Raw genomic sequence first — 20,003 nt, 5'->3', positions numbered from 1 at the left:
CGGAAAATGACGTTGCGTCAACGATTTGAGCGGATCGGCTGTCAGAAAGACCAAGGTGGGGGAGAAGCGGCATGGCGAGCTATTCGTCGCGGGCGAGGGCCGATATCGGGCGGTGGCTGCAGGCTGGCCTGATCGACGCGAAGACGGCCGATGCGCTTAAGCGCGACATCGACGCAAACGAGCGCAAATCGCTGAGCTTCGGCACTATATTGGCCATGATGGCGGCGCTGCTGTTCGGCGCCGCGATCCTGCTCTTCGTCGCCGCCAACTGGGACGCCATCCCGCGGCTGGTGCGGGTCGCGGCACTGTTTGCCGTCATTCTCGCCGGCTATGTCGGCGGCGCGGTGTTGAAGATGCGCGACCATGCGGCGATCGGCGAGGCGCTGTGGATCGTGGCCGCCGCGGCCTTCGGCGGATCGATCGCGCTGATCGGCCAGATGTACCATCTCACGGGTGACGAAGCCTCGGCCATCGTCACCTGGGGCATCGGCACCGCATTTGCCGCGGTGGCGTTGCGCTCGAACCCGCTGACGGTCGCTGCCGTCGGCATATCCGTTGCCTGGCTGTTCGTGCGCGCGTTCGACTTTTATGACCGCCCCGTATTTCCGGATTTCTTCGTCATCATGGCGCCGGTGCTTTTTGTCGTCTCGTTGTGGACGCGCAGCCAGCCGGCACGCCACCTGATCATTCTCTCGGTCATTTTCTATATCGCGGTGCGCGGCCTGGACCAGAACACGCTCGCCCTGGCTATTCCTCTCGTCGTGGTGTCGGCGCTGCTGTTTGCGGTTTCGATCTTCGCCGCCGGGCCGGCCGACCGGATCTTGCAACTCGGCGGGCGGCTGCCTTTGCACGCCTTGATCGGCTTTCTCACCGGGCTGGCGATGATCCAGATCGAACTGGGCGATGATAACGCCTTCAGCAACGGCTTTGCCGTCGCCTCGGTTATCGCGCTGGCCGGGATTGCGGCGGCGATCGTTCTGGGCGGGCGCGAGAGCAGGGGGCTGCGCTGGGTTGCTTATGCCGGCTTTGCCTTCGAACTTGCCATTATCTACGTCGTGACCTTGCAGACGATGCTCGGCACGGCCGGCTTCTTCCTGGCTGCCGCGGTGCTTTTCGGCACCCTGGCTCTCGTCATCATCCGTGTGGAAAAACGCATGAAGGCCCCGGAAGGAGCGGCAGCATAATGTCTGGAAAGAAACTTGTCATCTCGGCGCTGGTCCTGGCGCTCGTCCAGATCGGCTTCCTGAGCTGGATCATCGCCGGCCGCGCGGCGATCCTGCGCAACGGAAAGGAGGTCTTGCTGAAAGTCGAGCCGGTCGATCCGCGCGATCTGCTGCGCGGCGACTATATTATCCTCGGCTATGAAATATCGCGCTTGCCGGTGAAGCTGATCGCCAACATCCCGGCCGGCCAGCTCGTGAGCGAGATCACGCCGATCGTGGTCCGGCTGAAGCCAGGTGCCGACGGCTATTGGCATGCGACCACGGCCTGGTTCGGCAAGGCTCCGACGCCGGCGACCGCCGACGAAGCCGATATTGTCGGCCAGGTCGCGCCGGGCTGGACGCTTGATCCTGAATCCACGATCGCACCGCAATACGGCATCGACCGCTTCTACCTACCTGAGGGCCAGGGCATGGCGATCCAGAACGACATGCGGGTGCGGCCATTCGGCGTGCGCATCGCGCTCGCCGCCAGTGGCCAGGCACAGATCAAGGCGCTGATGGACGGCGACAAGACATTGTTTGAGGAACCGCTCTACTAGAAGACATTACCCAGGGCATGGATTTCGGCAACGATCGATCGCTTCGCCCTCATGCAAACCAGACGGGCGAAGACAATGCCGATTACGGTGACGACGCGCGAAGATATCAATCTCGATGCCGTTTTGCGCGTCGCCTGGAGAAACGACACGGTCGAAATCGGCGACAAGGCCTTGCAACGCATTGCCGAATGCCGCGCCTCGTTCCTGAAACTCATTGAGTCCGATCCGCCGCCGGTCATCTACGGCGTCACCACCGCGATGGGCGAGCTGGCAAGCCGCAAGCTCGAACTTGACGAGCGCGACCGCCATGCGCGCATCAAGGCTTTTGCTGCCGCCACATCGTTCGGTGAGCCATTGCCTGAGCGCGTCGTAAGGGCGATCGTGTTGGCGCGGCTGACCAACTTTATCGAAGGCAATGCCGCGACCACGCCGCGCATCGCACGGGCGGTCGCGGCGATGCTCGACGGCGGCCCGATGCCGGTGGTGCCGTCGCAAGGGCAGGGTGGCGCCGGCGAGATCCTGGCGCTCTATCCGCTGTTTGCTGCGCTTACCGCCAGCCTTGAGCTTGAGGTGAAGGAGCGCGGTTCGCTGATCAACGGCTCGCCCTGCGCTGCGGCACTGGTGGCGGACGCAGCACTTGCCGCGCGTCGTCGCCTCGCCATGGCGCACAAGGTGTTCGCGCTGTCGATCGAAGCGTTTCGTGCGCCGCTCGAGCATTATGATGCAGCGCTCGACGGGCTCTGGGGCGACGAACACGAAGCGGCCGCCTTGCAAGGGTTGCGGCAGTTTCTGGTCGGCGCAGGGGATGGACGGCGCAATTATCAGGCGCCGGTCAGCTACCGCATCGTGCCGCGTGTGCTCGGCCATGCGCATCGGGCGCTGGCCGGCGCCGAGCAGGCGGCGACCGTATCGCTGGCCTCGATCTCGGACAATCCAGTCTATATCCCGCCCGACGCGGCGCACCCGCTGGGGCGCTGCATCTCGACCGGCGGCTATCACAATGCCATGGCGACGCCGGCGCTCGACGATCTGGCGGCGATCTGGGCCGATCTCTGCCTGCTCTGCGACCGCCACGCCTCAAAGCTGCTGAACGGCAAGGTGTCGCTGCTGCCCGACCTGTTGATGACCGGGCGGCATTGGGCCGACAGCGACGGGCACGGCAATGTCGGCTATGTGCCGATGGCGATCACCGGCTATCTCGAACAGGCCAAACTCGCGGCGCAGCGCACCTTCATTCCGGGCACCGAATCGGCCGGCGCCGGCCAGGACGACGTCGCCACCACCGCATTCTTCGCCTGGACCAAGGAAGCGACGGCCGGCCGCTGCCTCGATGCGGCAATGGCGATGCTGGCGATGATCGCCTCGCAGGCCCTGTACGTGACTGAACGCGCCGCGCCGCCGGCATTGCAGGATTTTGTCGCGGATATCAGGAAGATCGTGCCGCCGGTCGACGCCGACCGGGTGCTGGGGCCGGAGCTGGCGAAATTGGCGGAGTGGTTTACCGGTCAAGTGTTTGAAGTGTAGGCCGTCGCCGCCAGTCCTCCTACGCCACGGCTTCGGAGGACACCCTTCGCTTTATCAAGCTCCTGGGTGGCCTGCCACCCGAAGCTCGATAGAGCGAAGGGTGGTGCGGATGAAGGGACTCGAACCCCCACGCCTTTCGGCACTGGAACCTAAATCCAGGGCGTCTACCAGTTCCGCCACATCCGCATTTGTCGGCAATCCCATGTAGCCATCATTCTGTCAATGTCGGGGCGAAAATGTCTGCCGTTGGGGCGGTCATTCGCTGCAACGCGAAGATGGTTGAAAATTGGCCTCGCCTGTGACAAAAGGCGTGTCAAATGTGACGGGACGCGCCGATCCGCTTCTGCAGAATGTGATAAGAAGTAGGAAAAACAAGAACTTATTCACATCTTGGAACGCAGTTTGGAACAATTTGAGCCGTAATTTCGGTCAAATCGCCAGGTTCCGTACCAAAAGCCATTCCCGGCAAGATTGTACCGGCAGGCTGTGAACGGCAAGACGCCGTGGCAGCCTCTTTGGTGAAGATAAAGGTTTTACGATGCAGGTCACCGAAACGCTCAACTCCGGTCTCAAGCGCGAGATCAAGATCACCGTGCCGGCCGGTGATATGGAAGCCAAGCTGATGGCGCGGCTGTCCGACGCCAGGAACAAGGTCCGCATCAACGGCTTCCGTCCCGGCAAGGTGCCTGTGCAGCATTTGCGCAAGGTCTACGGCAAGTCGTTCATGGCCGAAGTGGTCAATGAGATCCTCAACGATTCGACCCGTTCGATCATCACGGGGCGCGGCGAAAAGGCCGCCATGGAGCCTGAAGTGATCATGACGGAAGACGAGAAAGAGGCCGAGAAGATCCTGGCCGGCGGCGCCGACTTCGAATTCCGCCTCAACTACGAGGTCATCCCGGCGATCGAGATCAAGGATTTCTCCGACATCAAGGTGACGCGCCAGGTATTCGAAGTGCCGGACAGCGAGATCGACGAGCAGGTCCAGCGCGTTGCCGAATCGGCGCGAAGCTTCGAGCCGAAGACCGGCAAGGCCGCCGAAGGCGATCGCGTTTCGATCGACTATGTCGGCAAGATCGACGGCGAGGCCTTTTCCGGCGGCGCCGGCACCGACCAGCCGCTGGTTCTGGGGTCCAAGGAATTCATTCCGGGCTTCGAGGACCAACTGATCGGCGCCAAGGCCGGCGACGAGAAGCAGGTCACGGTCACTTTCCCGGAAAACTACCAGGCCGCGCATCTGGCCGGCAAGGAAGCCACCTTCGACGTCACCGTCAAGGAAGTGTCCAAGCCCGGCGCGCTGGAAATCAACGACGAGATGGCCAAGAACCTCGGCCTGGAATCGCTGGAGCGCCTGCGCGACGTGGTGCGCGGCCAGATCGAGAACCAGTTCGGCTCGATGACGCGCCAGAAGGTCAAGCGTCAGCTGCTCGACCAGCTTGACGCGGCCTATTCGTTCGAGGCGCCGTCGAAGCTCGTCGATGCCGAGTTCAACAACATCTGGACCCAGGTCAACCGCGATCTCGAAGCCGCCGGCCGTACCTTCGCCGACGAGGAGACGACGGAAGAAGAGGCACGCGCCGAATATCTGCGGCTTGCCGAGCGCCGCGTGCGTCTCGGCCTGGTTTTGGCCGAGATCGGCGAGAAGGCCGGCGTCACCGTTTCCGACGAGGAACTGCAGCGCGGCCTGTTCGAGCAGGTGCGCCGCTACCCGGCCAACCAGCAGCAGGAAGCCTTCGAGTTCTATCGCAGCAATCCGGAAGCCCTGAACACGCTGCGCGCGCCGATGTTCGAGGAGAAGGTCGTCGACCATCTGCTCAGCCAGATCTCGGTCACCGACGTCAAGGTCAGCAAGGAAGAGCTGATGGCTGACGACGAAGAGGGCGATACAGCCAAGGCCAAGCCGGCGAAGAAGGCCGCTGCCAAGAAGGCCGACAAGGCTGAAAAGGCCGACGACGCGGAAGAGCCGAAGAAGAAGGCAGCCCCGAAGAAGAAGGCCGCCAAGGACGCCGAATAAGCGCCTGACGACAAGATCAGAAAAGGCCGCCCTCGAGGCGGCCTTTTTCGTTGTGGCGGATGTGCCTTGAGCCACCGCAGCCCACCTGAACCTTTGTACGGTCGACCTGTTCTACCTACCGGCCAGATTCTGTGGTACACAAGTGCCGCAATTCCATCTGGGGAGGAGCGGAGAATCTATTCTGCCGTGCAGGGCGCATGCTGGTGCTACCGGCATGTGCAGACCGTCTCAGGCAAATTTGACGATCAGGGAGGAATGCCATGCGCTTGGTTGCGTTTTTCGCCGTCGTTTCCGTTGCAACTTTCATCGCCAATCCATCGCGGGCACAGGACGCCGCGGCGGGCGAGAAGGTCTTCACCAAATGCAAGGTCTGCCACGTCGCAGACCAAGATACCAACAAGATAGGCCCTTCGTTGCATGGCGTTATCGGCCGGACGGCCGGCACGCATCCGGATTTCAAATATTCCGAAGCCATGATCGCGGCCGGCACATCCGGCGTCAAATGGGATGAACCGACACTGACGACGTATCTTCACGACCCCAAGGCAATGGTCAAAGGGACGAAGATGGCGTTTCCCGGTCTCAAGAAGGACGAGGACGTCGCCAACGTCATCGCCTATCTGAAGCAATTTTCCCCGTAACCTGGCTCGTCGGCCGGCCAGAGCGTTTCACCGTCTCACGGAAACGGCGATCCGCTCGATCTCTTTGTTCTTACGCAATTCCGGACGGAAAACCGCATACGCTCTTTCTGGAATTGCTCTAGGCTGCCCGGTTTCCATCGATGGTCGTCTCAAATGTCGGTCAAGGAAAGCCTTAAGGATACCGGCGTCCGCCTCTCGGAAGCGACGGCCAGTGATTTCTTTGCGCTCTTGAAGCCTCGGGTCATGGCCCTTGCCGTCTTTACCGCCTTCGTCGGTCTGATGGTGGCGCCCGGCGCGATGAACCCGGTCATCGCCGTGATCGCCATAGGTGCGATTGCGGTTGGAGCGGGAGCGGCCGGCGCGCTCAACATGTGGTACGACGCCGACATCGACGCGCTGATGTCGCGCACGTCAAAGCGGCCGGTTCCGTCGGGCCGCGTCACGGCCGGCGAAGCTCTCGGCTTCGGCCTGGTGCTTTCCGCACTTTCGGTCATGACGCTCGGCGTGCTGGTGGGCTGGCTTGCCGCGTCACTGCTGGCCTTCACCATCTTTTTCTACGTCGTCATCTATACGATGTGGCTGAAGCGCTCGACGCCGCAGAACATCGTCATCGGCGGCGCGGCTGGTGCGCTTCCTCCGATGATCGGCTGGGCGGCGGCCACCGGCGCCATCGGCATTGAAAGCCTGATCCTGTTCCTGATCATTTTCCTGTGGACGCCGCCGCATTTCTGGGCGCTCGCACTGTTCAAGGCCGGCGACTATGCCGCTGCCGGCATCCCGATGATGCCGAACGTGGCCGGCCAGGCCTCGACCAGAAGGCAGATCTTCGCCTATTCACTGCTCCTGGCACCGATCGGAGTGCTGCCCTGGGCGTTCGGATTTACGAGCGGGGTCTATGGGATTGTTTCGGCTGCGTTGGGCGCGGGTTTCATCTGGCATGCCTGGAACGCCCTGGTCATCCTCGACAAGGAGATGAAACCGGCCAAGGCGCTGTTTGCCTATTCGATCTTCTATCTTTTCGCGATCTTTGCGGTGCTGCTTGCCGATACCATCGCGATGCGCGCGTTCATGTCAGCCGGAGGGTGACGGCATGACGCTGTGTTCGGAAACCTCGCCTTCCGGGAGCCTTTTGTAAGAACGGGCGACAAGCTCCAGTCAATGGAGTATATTGATTGCGGTGCAGGTCGCGGTTCGCGTGGCCAGTCATGCAGAACGGCAGCACCGTGAAACCGCGACCTTGCCGGACCTGGTCTGGAGGAACGGGCATGACAAGTTTTCACGTGATTGCAGGCGCCAGCGAAAAGCTGGAACACACCAAAATCCGAAAAATCAGTGTTTCCGATCTTTTCGATGCGCTCAAGCGCGGTGTTGACGATTTTATGGTCAAACCGTCGCACATCGTCTTTCTCTGCCTGATCTATCCGCTTGTCGGCGTGGTGCTCGCTGCCTGGACTTCGGGCGCCAATGCGTTGCCGATGTTGTTTCCGCTGGTGTCCGGCTTTGCGCTGATCGGTCCATTCGCGGCGATCGGCCTCTATGAGATCAGCCGCAGACGAGAAGCCGGGCTCGACACCTCCTGGACGCACGCTTTCGAGGTCAGGAATTCTCCGGCCCTGCCAGCCATCGCCGCAGTCGGGATCATGCTGGTTGCAATCTTCATCGCCTGGCTTTTGGCGGCGCAGGTGTTCTACGAATATCTCTTCGGCCCGGCTCCGCCTGTATCGATTTCGGGCTTCATCAATGAAATATTTGCCACCGGACGCGGGTGGTCTCTGATTGTCCTGGGGCACGCCATCGGCTTCGTCTTCGCCGCGGTGGTGTTGTGCACGACGGTCGTCGCCTTCCCATTGCTGCTCGACCGCGACGTCGGCGCCTACGAAGCCATCCACACGTCGGTGCGAGCGGTGCTGGCGAACCCGATCCCCATGGCTGTCTGGGGACTGATTGTCGCCGTCGCCCTGATCATAGGCTCGCTGCCGGTGTTTGCCGGGCTGGCGGTCGTGCTGCCGATCCTGGGTCACGCCACCTGGCATGTCTACCGCAAGGTTGTGGAGCCGCCATCGTCCCCGACGCGGGTAGGCCTCTGACCCTGCAGATCAGCTGATGGGAAGCTTCATCTCCGGTCTTTGACCGGAGATGAAGACTGTGCGTCAGGGCCCCGGTCCGAAGAAGGACAACCGGGTGAGAAGCGTGTAGTCCGCTTCGAAGAGCATCATCGCCACGAACACCAATATCAGAAGTGGCGGCAGGATGATCGCATAGGTCAGCGCCAGCCGCTCCCAGGCCATGTGCATGAACACGGCGACGATCAGCCCGGCCTTGAGGATCATGAAGATCAGGATCAGAGACCATCTGAGATAGCCGTGGATGCCGAGATAATCGACCATGTAGGAGCAGGCGCTGAGGATGAACAGCCATGCCCAGACCACCAGATAGAGCTTGATCGGATGTTCCTGATGAACCTCCGCGACGCCGGTCGATGGCCCTTCATGCGCATGATCAGAGTGCAGCGCGTGTTGCCCGAGGCCGTTTGCGGTTGCTTCAGCCATGTCAGCCTCTCACCAAAGATAGAAGAATGCGAAAATGAACACCCAGACCAGGTCGACGAAATGCCAGTAGAGCCCCATGATTTCGACGTTCTCGTAGCGACCCCTGCGGCTGGTGAAGAAGCCGGGACGACCGACGTCGTAGTCTCCACGCCAGACCTTTCGCGCCACGATGATGAGGAAGATCACCCCGATCGTCACATGCGTGCCGTGGAAGCCGGTGATCATGAAGAAAGTCGAGCCGAATTGTGCCGCGCCCCAGGGATTGCCCCACGGCCGTACCCCTTCGGTGATCAACTTGGTCCATTCGAAGGCTTGCATGCCGACGAAGGTGGCTCCTAGCGCTGCCGTCAGAAGCATGAGGATTGCGGTTTTGCGGCGGTCGCGGCGATAGCCGAAATTGACCGCCATGGCCATCGTTCCGCTGCTCGATATCAGCACGAAGGTCATGATGGCAATCAGGATCAGTGGAATGTCCGAACCGCCCATGCGAAGCGCAAAGACCTCGCTCGGATTGGGCCACGGCACACGTGTGGAGACGCGCGCGGTCATGTAGGAGAGCAGGAAGCAGCCGAAGATGAAGGTGTCGCTGAGCAGGAAGATCCACATCATGGCCTTGCCCCAGGACACGTTCTTGAACGCGCGCTGATCCGAGGACCAGTCGGCGGCGATGCCTTGCCAGCCTGCGGGCCGCGTCTCCGTTTGGCCGGTATGCGTCAGTGTCGTTTCTGCCATGCTCCTCGACCTCCTAGGTCAGCAACTGCCGGCAAATATCGATGAACGTCGCGGCCCAGCCGGCTAAAAGAGCGAAGATGGCGAGCCAGACGAAAAGCAGGAAATGCCAGTACATGGCGCATAATTCGACGCTGAGGCGAAGCCGTTCCGGCCGTGCCCCGTTCCAGGCGCCGGCGGTTGTCCTGCCCAGGCCCACCAGCCCTCCCACTATATGCAGGCCGTGCATCCCGGTTATCAGGTAGAAAAAACTGTTGGCCGGATTGGAGGCCAGAAAATAGCCATCGGCGGTCAGGTCCCGCCATGCCATGAGCTGCCCGATGAGGAAGGCGATCGCGGTGAGCCCAGCCGCGGCAAGGCCGAGCCTGACCGTGTCCATCTGGCGCTTGCGCGCCGCGATCGAGGCGCATTGCAGCGCGATGCTGCTCAGCACCAGCATGCCGGTGTTGAGCCAGAGCAGGCGTGGGATGGGCAGCGGCTGCCAGTCCGACAGCGCCATACGCATGAAGTAGGCGCTGGTGAACAGCGCAAACAGGCAGCCGACCACGGCGAGGAAGACACCGAGGCCGATCTTGGCGGTCGGCAGGCTCGATCGGTCGAAGGCGACAAAATCTCCTGCCACACCTTGCTCGAGCCATGGTTTCGCCATCAGCCGCTGATGCGAGAGCCACCAGCCGGCAAAGCCGGCGATCACGAGAAGGAAGACCAGGATGACGCTCATGCCGGCTCCCTGGAGGGGCCGAACGTGCCCGGCATGTTTTGCGGAATGAAGTCCTCCTTGGCGCCCGGCACGCTGTAGTCATAGGCCCAGCGATAGACGATCGGCAGATCCTTGCCGAAATTGCCATGCGCGGGTGGTGTCTGCGGCGTTTGCCATTCGAGTGTCGTGGCCCGCCATGGATTGCCACCGGCCTCGCGCCCATGGCGGATGCTCCAGATAAGATTGAACAGGAAAACGATCTGGGCGAAGCCGACGATAAACGCCATGATGCTGATGAACGAGTTCAGGTGATGCGCCGACTCCGTCATGACCGTCACGTCGGTCAGTTCGGCATAGCGCCGCGGCACGCCCATCAGGCCGATGTAATGCATGGGAAAGAAGATCAGGTAGGCGCCGAGAAATGTGACCCAGAAATGGAACCGGCCGAGCGTCTCGTTCAGCATCCGGCCGGTGACCTTCGGGTACCAGTGGTAGATCGCGCCGAAGATGACGACGATCGGAGCAACACCCATGACCATATGGAAGTGGGCGACGACGAACATCGTGTCCGACAGCGGGACGTCGACGACGACGTTGCCGAGAAACAGCCCGGTCAACCCGCCATTGACGAAGGTGACGATGAAAGCCATGGCAAACAGCATCGGTATGGTGAGATGGATGTCGCCCCGCCACAGCGTCAGCACCCAATTGTAGACCTTGATCGCCGTCGGGATGGCGATGATCAGTGTCGTGGTGGCGAAGAAGAAGCCGAAATAGGGGTGCATGCCGCTGACATACATGTGGTGCGCCCATACCACGAAGCTCAGCGCGCCGATGCCAACGATGGCCCAGACCATCATCCGGTAGCCAAAAATGTTCTTGCGCGCATGCGTGCTGATCAGATCGGAGACGATGCCGAAGGCCGGCAGCGCCACGATGTAGACTTCCGGGTGGCCGAAGAACCAGAACAGATGCTGGAACAGGATCGGGCTGCCGCCATTGTGCTGTAGCTGTTCCCCCATCTCGACGACCGCGGGCATGAAAAAGGAGGTTCCAAGCGCGCGGTCAAGCAGCATCATCACGCAGGCGACGAACAGCGCCGGAAAGGCGAGCAGCGCCATGACGGTGGCGGTGAAGATGCCCCAGACGGTCAGCGGCAGGCGCATCATCGTCATGCCGCGCGTGCGGGCCTGCAGCACCGTCACGACATAGTTCAGACCGCCCATGGTGAAGCCGATGATGAACAGGATCAGCGAGACGAGCATCAGGATGATGCCCCATTCCTGGCCGCCAGGTGTGCCGGTCATGATGGCTTGCGGCGGATAGAGCGTCCACCCGGCGCCGGTCGGTCCGCCGGGCGCAAAGAAGCTCGACACCAGCACCAGCACGGCAAGGAGGTAGATCCAGTAGCTCAGCATGTTGACATAGGGAAAGACCATGTCGCGGGCGCCGACCATCAGCGGGATCAGGTAGTTGCCGAAGCCGCCGAGGAAGAGTGCCGTGAGCAGGTAGATCACCATGATCATGCCGTGCATGGTGATGAACTGGTAGTAGGCCTCGGGGGTGATGAAATCGAACGTGCCGGGGAAGCCGAGCTGCAGCCGCATCAGCCAGGACAGCACCAGCGCGACCAGGCCGATGGCCGTTGCGGTCGCCGAATACTGGATGGCGATGACCTTGGCGTCCTGCGAGAAGACATACTTCGTCCACCAGCTGTGCGGATGGTAAAGCTCCATTTCCGCGACTTCGGCGGGCGGGACGGCATCTGCAGGCGTGATATCGACCATAGGCGGAGCACCTCCGTGCCCTTCAGCGGGACCCGACAGTTTCGAGTTTTGCCGCAACTTCTAGAGCTGACGCCGTCGCGTTGCCCGGCGCCTGTTCCACCGAGCCCGTCTGCTGCGGCGCCGACAACTGCGCGAACGTCTGCTGCTGGTCGAGCCAGGCCACATAGTCCTGCTCGGTATCGACCATGACGATGCCATGCATCATCGGGTGCCCCTGGCCGCACAGTTCGGCGCACAGAACCTGGAAGGTCCCGGTCTTGGTGGGGGTGAACCAGAAATAGGTGACCGAGCCCGGTATCATGTCCATCTTGGCGCGGAATTCCGGAACGTAGAAATCGTGCAACACATCGATCGAGCGCAGCAGCATCTTGACCGGCTTGCCGACCGGCAGATGCAGGTCGGCCGCTTCGACCACGACGTCGTCCTGGCCGCTGGGATCCTTGGCGATCACGCCCAGCGGATTTTCAGCGGTGACGTCGCGGGTGTCGGATGTGCCGAGTTTGCCGTCCTTGCCGGGCAAGCGGAAGCTCCACTGCCATTGCTGGCCGACGACTTCGACCACGGTTGCGTCGCTTGGAACGTTGACGAACCGGCTCCAGACAAACAGGCCGGGAACCAGCATGGCGGTAACACCCACTCCGGTGACGATCGTCAGCCACCATTCGAGCCGCTTGTTCTCCGGTTCGTAGGCCGCCTGGTTGCCTTCGCGGTGACGGAAGCGGAAAACGCAATAGGCCATGAATAGGACGACTGCGGCGAAGACGACGCCGGTAATCCAAAAGGTGATGATGATGGTGTTGTCGATATAGTCCCAATTCGAGGCAATCGGAGTCCACCACCATGGGCTCAGGAAGTGGAACAACACCGAGCCCACGACGATCAAAACGAGTACAACCACTATGGGCATGTCCCGTTCCTCCCGGTATTTCAGGGGGCGCGAAGCCGTCCCGGGAAAATACCAAGTGCATCATGCGTGATTTGCGATCGAAATTCTAGAGCCGGTTGTGGAAGGAGCGAAAAATTGCTTCTGCGGCGCCCGGACCTTGCTTCGTTGGTGACGCCGGAGCGACACCTGACCCCCCAAATCAGGGAGGGCAGGGGCTGGTTTGATTCGGCTTGCCTTGTTCCAGCGGGATCAAAGCGCCTTGATGATGATGCAGCCGGCCAAAAGCAGCACGACGCCGGCGAGCCGCATGCCGGAGACAAGCCGCTGCGGCAGGCGGAACCAGCCGAAGGTGTCGACGAAGATGCCGGCGACCTGCTGGCCGGCCACCGTCAGGCTGACGGCAGCTGCCGCTCCGATGACGGGGATGGCGGTGAACACGGTCGTGACATAGGTGGCGCCGGCAAAACCTCCGAGCCAGCCCCACCAGGGCATCGACGACAAGCCGGCGAGGCGAGGGCGGGGCGTCTTCGTCAGGGCAAGCGCGATCAGAAGCACCGCGGCCATGGCCAGCATCGCCACCAGGAACGAGATGGTGCCGACCGCAAACGGCGCGCCGCCAAGGTCGTGCCGAAGCAAGGCGTTTACAGCGCCTTGCACCGGAAGCACGGCGCCTGCCAGCAGCGCCAGTCCGATCCACCCTGGTCTTGAGGATGCGGTATTGTCGGCCGCGCCCTTCTGTCCCAGAACGATGAGGGCAGCCCCGGCAAGCAAGACGAGCATGCCTAAGGCAGGCCCGGCTCGCAGTCCGGCGTCGGGGATCCCGAGCCAGCCGAACGTGTCGAGGGCGAAGGATGCAAGCATCTGCCCAGCGATGAAGATCGCGACGGACACGACGGCGCCAAGGCGAGGGAACAGAAGAATGGTCGAAACAACGTAGAAGGCCGAAGCAATGCCGCCGATCGCATGCCACCATTCGGCTTGCCGAACGGCAAGCAGAGCCGGTGTCGTTCCGGTGAGGGCCGTGATCGACAACAGCACGATGGCGCCGACCGCGAGCTGAAGCGTGGTCGCGGCAAAGGGAGAGCCGACCGCCTTTGAAAGTTGGGCGTTGGCGCCAGCCTGCACTGCGAGCAGGCCACCGGCGACAAGCGCCAGAGGGATGAAGAGGATTTCCACGATCGTTTTCCTTGAATGCGGGGTGCGGCGGCTAGGGCATGATCCCAAAAAGTGGGTGCCGGGTTTTGGAAAAGATCATGCTCCAACAAAGGGTTAGGTCATGATGAGATTTCAACCAAATCTCATCATGATCTAAGCGGCAGCCGATGCTTCGGGCAGGGCGGGAACGGCAATGCCTCTGACAACTGCGGAGCGTCGGCCTATGGCGGCATACCAACGCGCCAGGTCTGGCGCGTCATCGAGGCTGAGGCCGAGCCTGGTGACGGCCGCGTTGATCCATGGCCATGTCATCACATCGGCGATGCCGTAGCTTTTGCCGACAATGTGCTCATGGTGCTTTAGCCGGCTATCGAGAACGCGGAAGACACGTCCGGTTTCGCGCTCAAAACGCTCGATCACGTAAGGGATTTTTTCCGGCGCGAAGACTTTGTAATTCCACAATTGGCCAAGCGTCGGGCCGACATGGGCCGCCTGGAACAAGGTCCAGGTCAGCGTATCGTCCGCTTCCTGCGCGCCCACCGGCTGAAGCTTGCCCGACCGTCGCGCCAGGTAGTGCAGGATGGCGCCGGATTCGAAGACCGTGCGGCGGGCGTCCCGGTCGACGATCACCGGGATCTTGTTGTTGGGATTGAGCGCCAGGAAATCAGGCTTGGTCTGGTCGCCCTTTTCGATGTCGACCAAGCGGACCGAGTAGGGCAGGCCGACCTCTTCCAGCATGATCGAGGCCTTGTGCCCGTTGGGTGTCTGGCAGGTGTAGAGTTCTATCGGCGTCATGGCTCTTCTCCGCGACCGTTCTTTCGTCGTCGGACTCCATATGGCGTGCGCGCATGCGCAGATCGACATGCCGATTCGCCCGCTTGCTCTGCGTTTTTGCACAGTGAAGCGTCATTTGACTCGCAGAGCGCAACGTTTTCTCTTATCTTTCTGCAAGAATGCACAGCTCACGCGATATCGACTGGGAAGATCTGCGCATGGTGCTGGCCGTCGCCGATGGCGCTTCGCTGGCGGCGGCGGCTCGGATCCTGGGCGTGAACCACACGACTGTGCTGCGGCGCGTCAACGCCTTCGAGGCGCGGCTGGGCATCCGCCTTTTCGATCGGTTGCCGACTGGTTATGCCCTCACCGCGGGCGGCGAGGAACTGCTGGGCGCGGCACGCACAATGGCCGAGACGGTCAATGAACTGGCGCGCAAACTGTCGGGGCAGGATCTCAGGTTCGAAGGCAGGTTGCGGGTCACCACCACCGATACGCTGATGGCGTCGGTGCTGCCGCCGATCCTGGCGGCGTTTCATAAGCTCCATCCCGGCATACGGGTCGAGGCGATGACGCAGAATTCCATCGCCAACCTGACGCAAAGGGATGCAGACGTGGCGATCAGGCCGGTGTCGCAACCGCAGGAAATCCTGGTCGGCCGGCGCATTTCGGGCGTCGCCTTCGCCGCCTACGCGACACGTTCCTATGCCGAAACGCTACCCCCGGAGCCGAGATTGGGTGCGCTGCGCTGGATCGCGCCCGACGACAGCCTGGCCAACACCGGCGTCGCCCGCTGGATGCGGTCGTCGCTGCCCGATGTCGAGATCGCCATGCGCGCCGATTCCCTGGTGACGATGTCGTATGCGGCGGGCGCCGGAATCGGGGTTGCGGCGCTGCCCTGTTATCTCGGCGACAGCCTGCCCGGGCTTGTAAGGGTCGGAGGGCTGATCGAGGAGATCGGCTCGGCGCTGTGGGTGCTGGTGCACGACGATTTGCGCCGCACGGCGCGCGTCCACGCCTTCACCAAATTCGTCTCCGGCGAATTGCAGCAGCGGCGCGACCTTCTTGAGGGCAGGCTCGTCGCCGGAGCTTGAGACGCACGCCAGCTGACGCGCGGGCTCAGCTCCGCAACAGGTTCCCAAGCTCGGCAACCGTCATCACGCGCCCGAACACCTTGCCTATGATGTCGAGGGTTGCATTGTGCGATGCCTCGTCCAGTCCGCCATTGGCGTCGCTGATGAAAGCCACCTTGTAGTCGCGCATGAAGGCGCTCCGCGCGGTGGATTCGCAGCAGATGCTGGTCACGGTGCCGATGATGATCACCGTGTCGACCCGGCCTGCGCCACGGATGTTGCGCAACACGGTCTCGAGCTGCGTGTTGTGGAAGGCATCGTAGCGGTGCTTTTTGATGACGACATCCCCAGGCAAGGGCGCAAGCGCGGCGACGATTTCGGCGCCGGCGCTGCCTTCCCGCATGCCTTTGGTTTTCAGCTTCGGCTGATAGCTGGTTTCCAGCGGCGAGATATCGAAATGGTCGCTGAGCACATGCTGGGTGTAGATCACCGGGACGCCTTGCGCGCGGCAAAGCTCGACCACCTGCCGCATCGCCGGAATGCGATGGCGGGCCATGGCCACTTCCATGACGGCGCCCTCATCGACGAAGTCGCTTTGCATGTCGATGACCAGGAGGGCTGCGCGTGGCTTGTCGAACGGCCATGGTTCGTCGCCGGGCTGGGGCATTGCGTGTTTCCTGTTTCCGACGTTGATCAGGTGAGCAGCAGGCTCTTCATCGAGACATCGCAATTCCTGCCGATGACGATGTGATCGTGGATGGATGGAGAGATCAAGGTCGTGGCAATCTCGCAGCGAGTTCCGGGATTTGTTTGGGCGACTTGACGCGTCCTCGCTTGGCCTACGGCTCGATGACCGCGATCGCATCGATCTCTATCAGGTAGCCGGGAGACATCACCGCTATCCCGACCACTACGTTTGCCGGCTTGTGATCGCCGAACAGCTCGATCTGGGCCGCTTCGATGATCGGCACGTGTTCGTCGCGTTTGTAATCGACGATGTAGATCGTGATCTTGCAGACTTGCTCGGGCCGAGCGCCGGCGGCAGCAAGCGCTCGGCCGAGATTCCCGAACGCCAGGCGCGCCTGGACTGCGAAATCACCATGGCCAACGAGCTTGCCGTGTATGTCTTCTGGCTGCTGGCCCGAGACGAACACCAGCTTGCTTCCTGTCGCAACGACGACCTGGGAGTACATTTCCGGAATCGGCAGGTCATTTGGATTTATGCATTCGAGCGTCATTGAATAGATCTCCTGCAATGGCTGTCGGGAACTGGCTGCTTCGTATTCGCGGGTCTACCACATTGTCGCCGAAGCGGGCGCTTCCGTCGCAATATCACTTCTACACCGCAACCGTGGGCATTTGAGCCAAAGCGGAATGTTGCTGATTGGCTCGCGAGCGGTGGCGTTTGGGTGACGGCGCCGGCGAGCGTCGGGCTCAGATCAGCAGCAGGCCCTTCATCGAGGCATTGCCTTTCTTGCCGATGATGATGTGGTCGTGGACGGCGATGCCGAGCGGCTTGGCGCTGTCGATGATCTGCTTGGTCATTTCGATGTCCGCACGCGATGGTGTCGGATCGCCTGATGGGTGATTATGCAACTTCCTCTCGCTGTAAGCTATCTAGTTGAAAGATATTGTAAAAATCTCTACATCCGAGAACGTGAGGGGCGGCTTCTGGGGGCGGTATTGGATGCCCCCCGTCACTAACCACGCTCACTCACCGCCGTGCATGCTGAATCGCTTTGACGCACGGCACGCCACTGTATTCTTGTGATCCCACGTCTCCAGTTCCTCAATTGGGTACAACACGGCTTTGCCAAGCTTGACGTACGCCGGACCAATCCTCTTGGCCCGCCAATTTCGCAGCGTTCCAACAGAAATGGTGCCGCGATAGCGTTCCGAAACTTCCTCAGCTGTCAAAAACTTCCTGTTATCCATCAAGCTCCCCAAATGTCCGACGTCGAGAACATGGGAGCAGGCTCAAGCACGCTCCCAAACCCTTGGTCATGCAGTTGCGCGGCCACCAGTAGGCATGTGCATCAGAAATAAAAGGCGCTAAGTGAGGGAGTAGAAGCAGGGGATATGTCTGGATAGAAATCGGATCAACTGCCAACGGAGTGTGCAAGATCGGTCGACCCGGGCCAACCGGAAAATGAGGAGTGCAATCACCGGTCCCATCGCCGCGACCCGTTAGTGTTTGCGTTGATGTCGGAGACGAATTGGATGAGGCGACGCCTTTCGGCGAGTTCGAGCCAGCCAAGAAGGCCGCGCGGGCGAGCGCAAGAAACACGAGGCGAAAGAGAGCAAGAACAAATCGGTGCGTCACTCGACCCCTGCGGGGCAATTGGCTCGCAAAAAAGCTTGAATTGTTCGACGGTCGCGCGCTGGATGATCGCCGGAACTGGCTTCCGAAGCGCTGAGGGGGGAATATGGACACGACGGCGGAACCGGACGTTACTACGTTGATTTCGGGCTTCGAAGAGCTTGCCGAGCGGTTGGTCACTGGACTGTTTGCGCGGGCTGCCGCTATAAGCGGCGTCCCCGTTGAGTTTAGTAACCTCAGGACCTCGCTCGTGGTCGCGGGAACTTCTCTTCCCACCCTCCTCTTCCAGATTGTGTTGGTTGTTGCGCTCGTCGCGGGCGTGTTCATCCTTCTCGCCCGGCGCTTCATGAGCGCGAGTACTAACAGCAGTGCCTGGCGCAGATTCTTCGCGCGCTTAGCGGCAGCTGTGGCGGCGCTGGTGATAGGGTTCATTGGTTCGCGAATACTGGCCGGTTCGGGCCTGCCTTTGCAAACCCTTCACCTTTGGACGGTAGCGACCGTGATCGGCCTCTTCATCCTGTCGGCCGTCAGAGCGCTGTTGATAGCATCGCGGCGAACCGAGTTCGCGGAGCGCTCTGTCCATCTGGCGGCACTCGTGCGCGACCTCTCGCTTGCTATTGGTTTGGCGCTCATCGGCGTCACGTTGCTCGGGACGTTGCGGCTCTGGAGCGCCGGACCAGCCTTGGGGGACCTACTGCGAACAGGGTTGGGAATTCCAATCTATTTTTTGTTTGCATGGGCGGTATGGCGGCACAGAAGGACAATGGCAGCCGCCGTCGCCGGGCCGCGTCCCAGAGGCCGCTGGCGCACGCGTCTCGCGAAAATGTGGCCGGCAATCGTAATCGCGTTCGTGATAATCACCTTTCTCAGCACCCAAGCCGCGCTGACCCTGGGAGTATCGCATCGCGGATCGGCCGTTATGGTGACCGCCTTGCTGTTCCTCGCCGCGCCACATCTCGACGCAATGATAGGAAACTGGGCGCAGCGCGGATTGGAGTCTCCCGACATCTCGATCTTGGCAGCGGCAGGGCGGCAGACCGCTCGCTTCACCATCGTGGCTGTCATGATTGCCATGCTGGGAACGCTATGGGTGGCCCCGCTGGCTGCCGGGTTCGGCATAGATCTGCGACAGGTTGCAAAGGGCGCATCCGGTGTGGCGCTGATCATGTTGGTGGCCGCGTTTCTGTGGAACGTGGTCGGCACAGCGACGGCTCGCGCCTTGCGCGCTGAATTGCCCACCGTAGATGCTGATGAGGAGGCGGTGGGTGCGCCGCGTTCGCGGCTGGGCACGCTGGTGCCTCTGATAAGCGCGGTTGGCAAATCGAGCATTCTGGCTTTGGCTTTGCTCTCGGTCCTGGTGTCGATCGGGGTCAACGTCTGGCCGTTGATCGCCGGCTTGAGCGTGTTCGGGCTGGCCATCGGCTTCGGCTCGCAGACGCTGGTGAAGGACTTGGTCTCCGGGTTGTTTTTCCTGATCGACGATGCATTCCGCTTTGGTGAATATATCGAGACGTCAGGTGCCAAGGGAACCGTAGAGAAAATCTCGGTCCGCTCGGTTTCCCTGCGCCATCAGCGCGGTGCCTTGGCGACAATTCCCTATGGGGAAATAGGCAAGATCCAGAATTTCAGCCGTGACTGGATGATCGAGAAACTGACCTTTCGCGTAGCATTCAACACCGATGTCGACAAAGTCCGCAAGATTTTCAAGAAGATCGGCCAGGATATTTCGGCCAACCCGGAGCTTGCCGGAGATTTGCTCGCCCCGTTTAAAAGCCAGGGAATTGCCGAGGTGGAGGACGGCACTCTGGTTATCCGGGCGAAATTCATGGCGAAGGCCGGCAAACACTTTATGATCCGCCGCGCCGTCTTGCTCGCAGTGCACCAGGCGTTTCAGGAAAACGGCATTAAGGCCGTCCCAAAGCCACTGACATCCAATCCCGGGGCCTGAACATTTCGGATAATCACGGCTACCTTCGTGAACTCGTGTCGCTACCGAACGTGCGCGCACGGCACCGCGCGCATTCTACGGTGTGCAGCTCCCCTTCCTTTAACTAGCTTGTCTATCTGATGCGGGGCGCTGCAGGAGGGG

19 protein-coding genes, 1 tRNA gene and 1 pseudogene are annotated in these 20,003 nt (G+C 61.4%); 9 read left to right on the top strand and 12 right to left on the bottom strand.

Annotation, left to right across the window (positions count from 1 at the left end; translation table 11 throughout):
- Nucleotides 1-71 precede the first annotated feature (71 nt).
- The 3 genes from NKI06_RS03580 (at nucleotide 72) to NKI06_RS03570 (ending at nucleotide 3,286) form a co-directional block, all read left to right on the top strand.
- Complete coding sequence (locus NKI06_RS03580) at nucleotides 72-1,184, top strand: DUF2157 domain-containing protein (protein ID WP_352984092.1); 1,113 nt, start codon at nucleotides 72-74, stop codon at nucleotides 1,182-1,184.
- Nucleotides 1,181-1,762, top strand: a complete 582-nt coding sequence (locus NKI06_RS03575) for a GDYXXLXY domain-containing protein (RefSeq protein WP_352984117.1) — start codon at nucleotides 1,181-1,183, stop codon at nucleotides 1,760-1,762. Before NKI06_RS03580 ends, NKI06_RS03575 begins: the two co-directional genes overlap by 4 nt.
- A 75-nt stretch (nucleotides 1,763-1,837) precedes the next feature.
- A complete protein-coding gene (locus tag NKI06_RS03570; protein ID WP_023710679.1) occupies nucleotides 1,838-3,286 on the top strand; it encodes an aromatic amino acid lyase in 1,449 nt (482 codons plus the stop codon).
- Nucleotides 3,287-3,387: 101 nt separating this feature from the next.
- On the opposite strand, the gene NKI06_RS03565 is transcribed toward NKI06_RS03570, so the two are convergent.
- Nucleotides 3,388-3,472 (bottom strand) — tRNA-Leu (locus NKI06_RS03565).
- A 352-nt stretch (nucleotides 3,473-3,824) separates the two neighbouring features.
- On the opposite strand from NKI06_RS03565, the gene tig reads away from it, so the two are divergent.
- From tig to NKI06_RS03545, 4 genes are all read left to right on the top strand, one after another.
- Nucleotides 3,825-5,300 carry a trigger factor gene (gene tig, locus NKI06_RS03560; protein ID WP_352984090.1) on the top strand — a complete coding sequence of 492 codons (1,476 nt, stop codon included), beginning with the start codon at nucleotides 3,825-3,827 and terminating at the stop codon, nucleotides 5,298-5,300.
- Nucleotides 5,301-5,560: 260 nt separating this feature from the next.
- Nucleotides 5,561-5,941 (top strand): c-type cytochrome, encoded by a 381-nt coding sequence (locus NKI06_RS03555; protein ID WP_023667668.1) that lies wholly within the window; start codon nucleotides 5,561-5,563, stop codon nucleotides 5,939-5,941.
- A gap of 153 nt (nucleotides 5,942-6,094) precedes the next feature.
- Nucleotides 6,095-7,027, top strand: coding sequence for a heme o synthase (locus tag NKI06_RS03550; RefSeq protein ID WP_023805335.1), 933 nt, complete (start codon nucleotides 6,095-6,097; stop codon nucleotides 7,025-7,027).
- Between the two features lie 179 nt (nucleotides 7,028-7,206).
- Complete coding sequence (locus NKI06_RS03545; RefSeq protein WP_352984088.1) at nucleotides 7,207-8,028, top strand: DUF2189 domain-containing protein; 822 nt, start codon at nucleotides 7,207-7,209, stop codon at nucleotides 8,026-8,028.
- Nucleotides 8,029-8,091: 63 nt separating this feature from the next.
- On the opposite strand, the gene NKI06_RS03540 is transcribed toward NKI06_RS03545, so the two are convergent.
- From NKI06_RS03540 to NKI06_RS03510, 7 genes are all read right to left on the bottom strand, one after another.
- Nucleotides 8,092-8,490: a cytochrome C oxidase subunit IV family protein gene (locus tag NKI06_RS03540; RefSeq protein WP_023667665.1), complete on the bottom strand. Its 399-nt coding sequence runs from the start codon at nucleotides 8,488-8,490 to the stop codon at nucleotides 8,092-8,094.
- A gap of 9 nt (nucleotides 8,491-8,499) precedes the next feature.
- Nucleotides 8,500-9,222: a heme-copper oxidase subunit III family protein gene (locus NKI06_RS03535; protein WP_352984087.1), complete on the bottom strand. Its 723-nt coding sequence runs from the start codon at nucleotides 9,220-9,222 to the stop codon at nucleotides 8,500-8,502.
- A gap of 13 nt (nucleotides 9,223-9,235) precedes the next feature.
- Complete coding sequence (locus NKI06_RS03530) at nucleotides 9,236-9,940, bottom strand: cytochrome c oxidase subunit 3 (RefSeq protein WP_023681632.1); 705 nt, start codon at nucleotides 9,938-9,940, stop codon at nucleotides 9,236-9,238.
- Nucleotides 9,937-11,706, bottom strand: coding sequence for a cytochrome c oxidase subunit I (gene ctaD, locus NKI06_RS03525; RefSeq protein ID WP_023681631.1), 1,770 nt, complete (start codon nucleotides 11,704-11,706; stop codon nucleotides 9,937-9,939). The genes NKI06_RS03530 and ctaD overlap by 4 nt, the downstream gene beginning before the upstream one ends.
- A gap of 22 nt (nucleotides 11,707-11,728) precedes the next feature.
- The gene (locus tag NKI06_RS03520; RefSeq protein ID WP_023667661.1) at nucleotides 11,729-12,613 is read right to left on the bottom strand and encodes a cytochrome c oxidase subunit II; all 885 of its coding nucleotides are present in this window, start codon (nucleotides 12,611-12,613) and stop codon (nucleotides 11,729-11,731) included.
- Nucleotides 12,614-12,841: 228 nt separating this feature from the next.
- Nucleotides 12,842-13,768: a DMT family transporter gene (locus NKI06_RS03515; protein ID WP_352984085.1), complete on the bottom strand. Its 927-nt coding sequence runs from the start codon at nucleotides 13,766-13,768 to the stop codon at nucleotides 12,842-12,844.
- A gap of 132 nt (nucleotides 13,769-13,900) precedes the next feature.
- The gene (locus NKI06_RS03510) at nucleotides 13,901-14,542 is read right to left on the bottom strand and encodes a glutathione S-transferase family protein (protein WP_031203521.1); all 642 of its coding nucleotides are present in this window, start codon (nucleotides 14,540-14,542) and stop codon (nucleotides 13,901-13,903) included.
- A 158-nt stretch (nucleotides 14,543-14,700) separates the two neighbouring features.
- Here NKI06_RS03510 and NKI06_RS03505 point away from each other — a divergent pair, with 158 nt between their 5' ends.
- Nucleotides 14,701-15,615: a LysR family transcriptional regulator gene (locus NKI06_RS03505; RefSeq protein WP_023695468.1), complete on the top strand. Its 915-nt coding sequence runs from the start codon at nucleotides 14,701-14,703 to the stop codon at nucleotides 15,613-15,615.
- Between the two features lie 25 nt (nucleotides 15,616-15,640).
- Here the strand turns inward: NKI06_RS03505 and NKI06_RS03500 are convergent, their stop codons facing one another.
- From NKI06_RS03500 to NKI06_RS03485, 4 genes and pseudogenes are all read right to left on the bottom strand, one after another.
- Nucleotides 15,641-16,261, bottom strand: coding sequence for an isochorismatase family protein (locus NKI06_RS03500; RefSeq protein ID WP_023695467.1), 621 nt, complete (start codon nucleotides 16,259-16,261; stop codon nucleotides 15,641-15,643).
- 172 nt (nucleotides 16,262-16,433) lie between these two features.
- Nucleotides 16,434-16,832, bottom strand: coding sequence for a RidA family protein (locus tag NKI06_RS03495; RefSeq protein ID WP_023695466.1), 399 nt, complete (start codon nucleotides 16,830-16,832; stop codon nucleotides 16,434-16,436).
- A 196-nt stretch (nucleotides 16,833-17,028) separates the two neighbouring features.
- Nucleotides 17,029-17,190 (bottom strand): annotated as a pseudogene (locus tag NKI06_RS03490) (JAB domain-containing protein); the annotation flags it as partial.
- A gap of 114 nt (nucleotides 17,191-17,304) precedes the next feature.
- Entirely contained in the window at nucleotides 17,305-17,529 is a 225-nt protein-coding gene (locus tag NKI06_RS03485; RefSeq protein WP_352984083.1) for a helix-turn-helix domain-containing protein, read from the bottom strand.
- Nucleotides 17,530-18,020: 491 nt separating this feature from the next.
- Here NKI06_RS03485 and NKI06_RS03480 point away from each other — a divergent pair, with 491 nt between their 5' ends.
- Complete coding sequence (locus tag NKI06_RS03480) at nucleotides 18,021-19,862, top strand: mechanosensitive ion channel family protein (protein WP_352984082.1); 1,842 nt, start codon at nucleotides 18,021-18,023, stop codon at nucleotides 19,860-19,862.
- Nucleotides 19,863-20,003: the final 141 nt, after the last annotated feature.

The sequence above is a fragment of the Mesorhizobium sp. M0772 genome (assembly GCF_040320135.1).
Classification (GTDB): domain Bacteria; phylum Pseudomonadota; class Alphaproteobacteria; order Rhizobiales; family Rhizobiaceae; genus Mesorhizobium.
The sequence above is the reverse complement of the archived record's forward strand: the minus strand, read 5'-3'. Positions and strand labels throughout refer to the sequence as shown.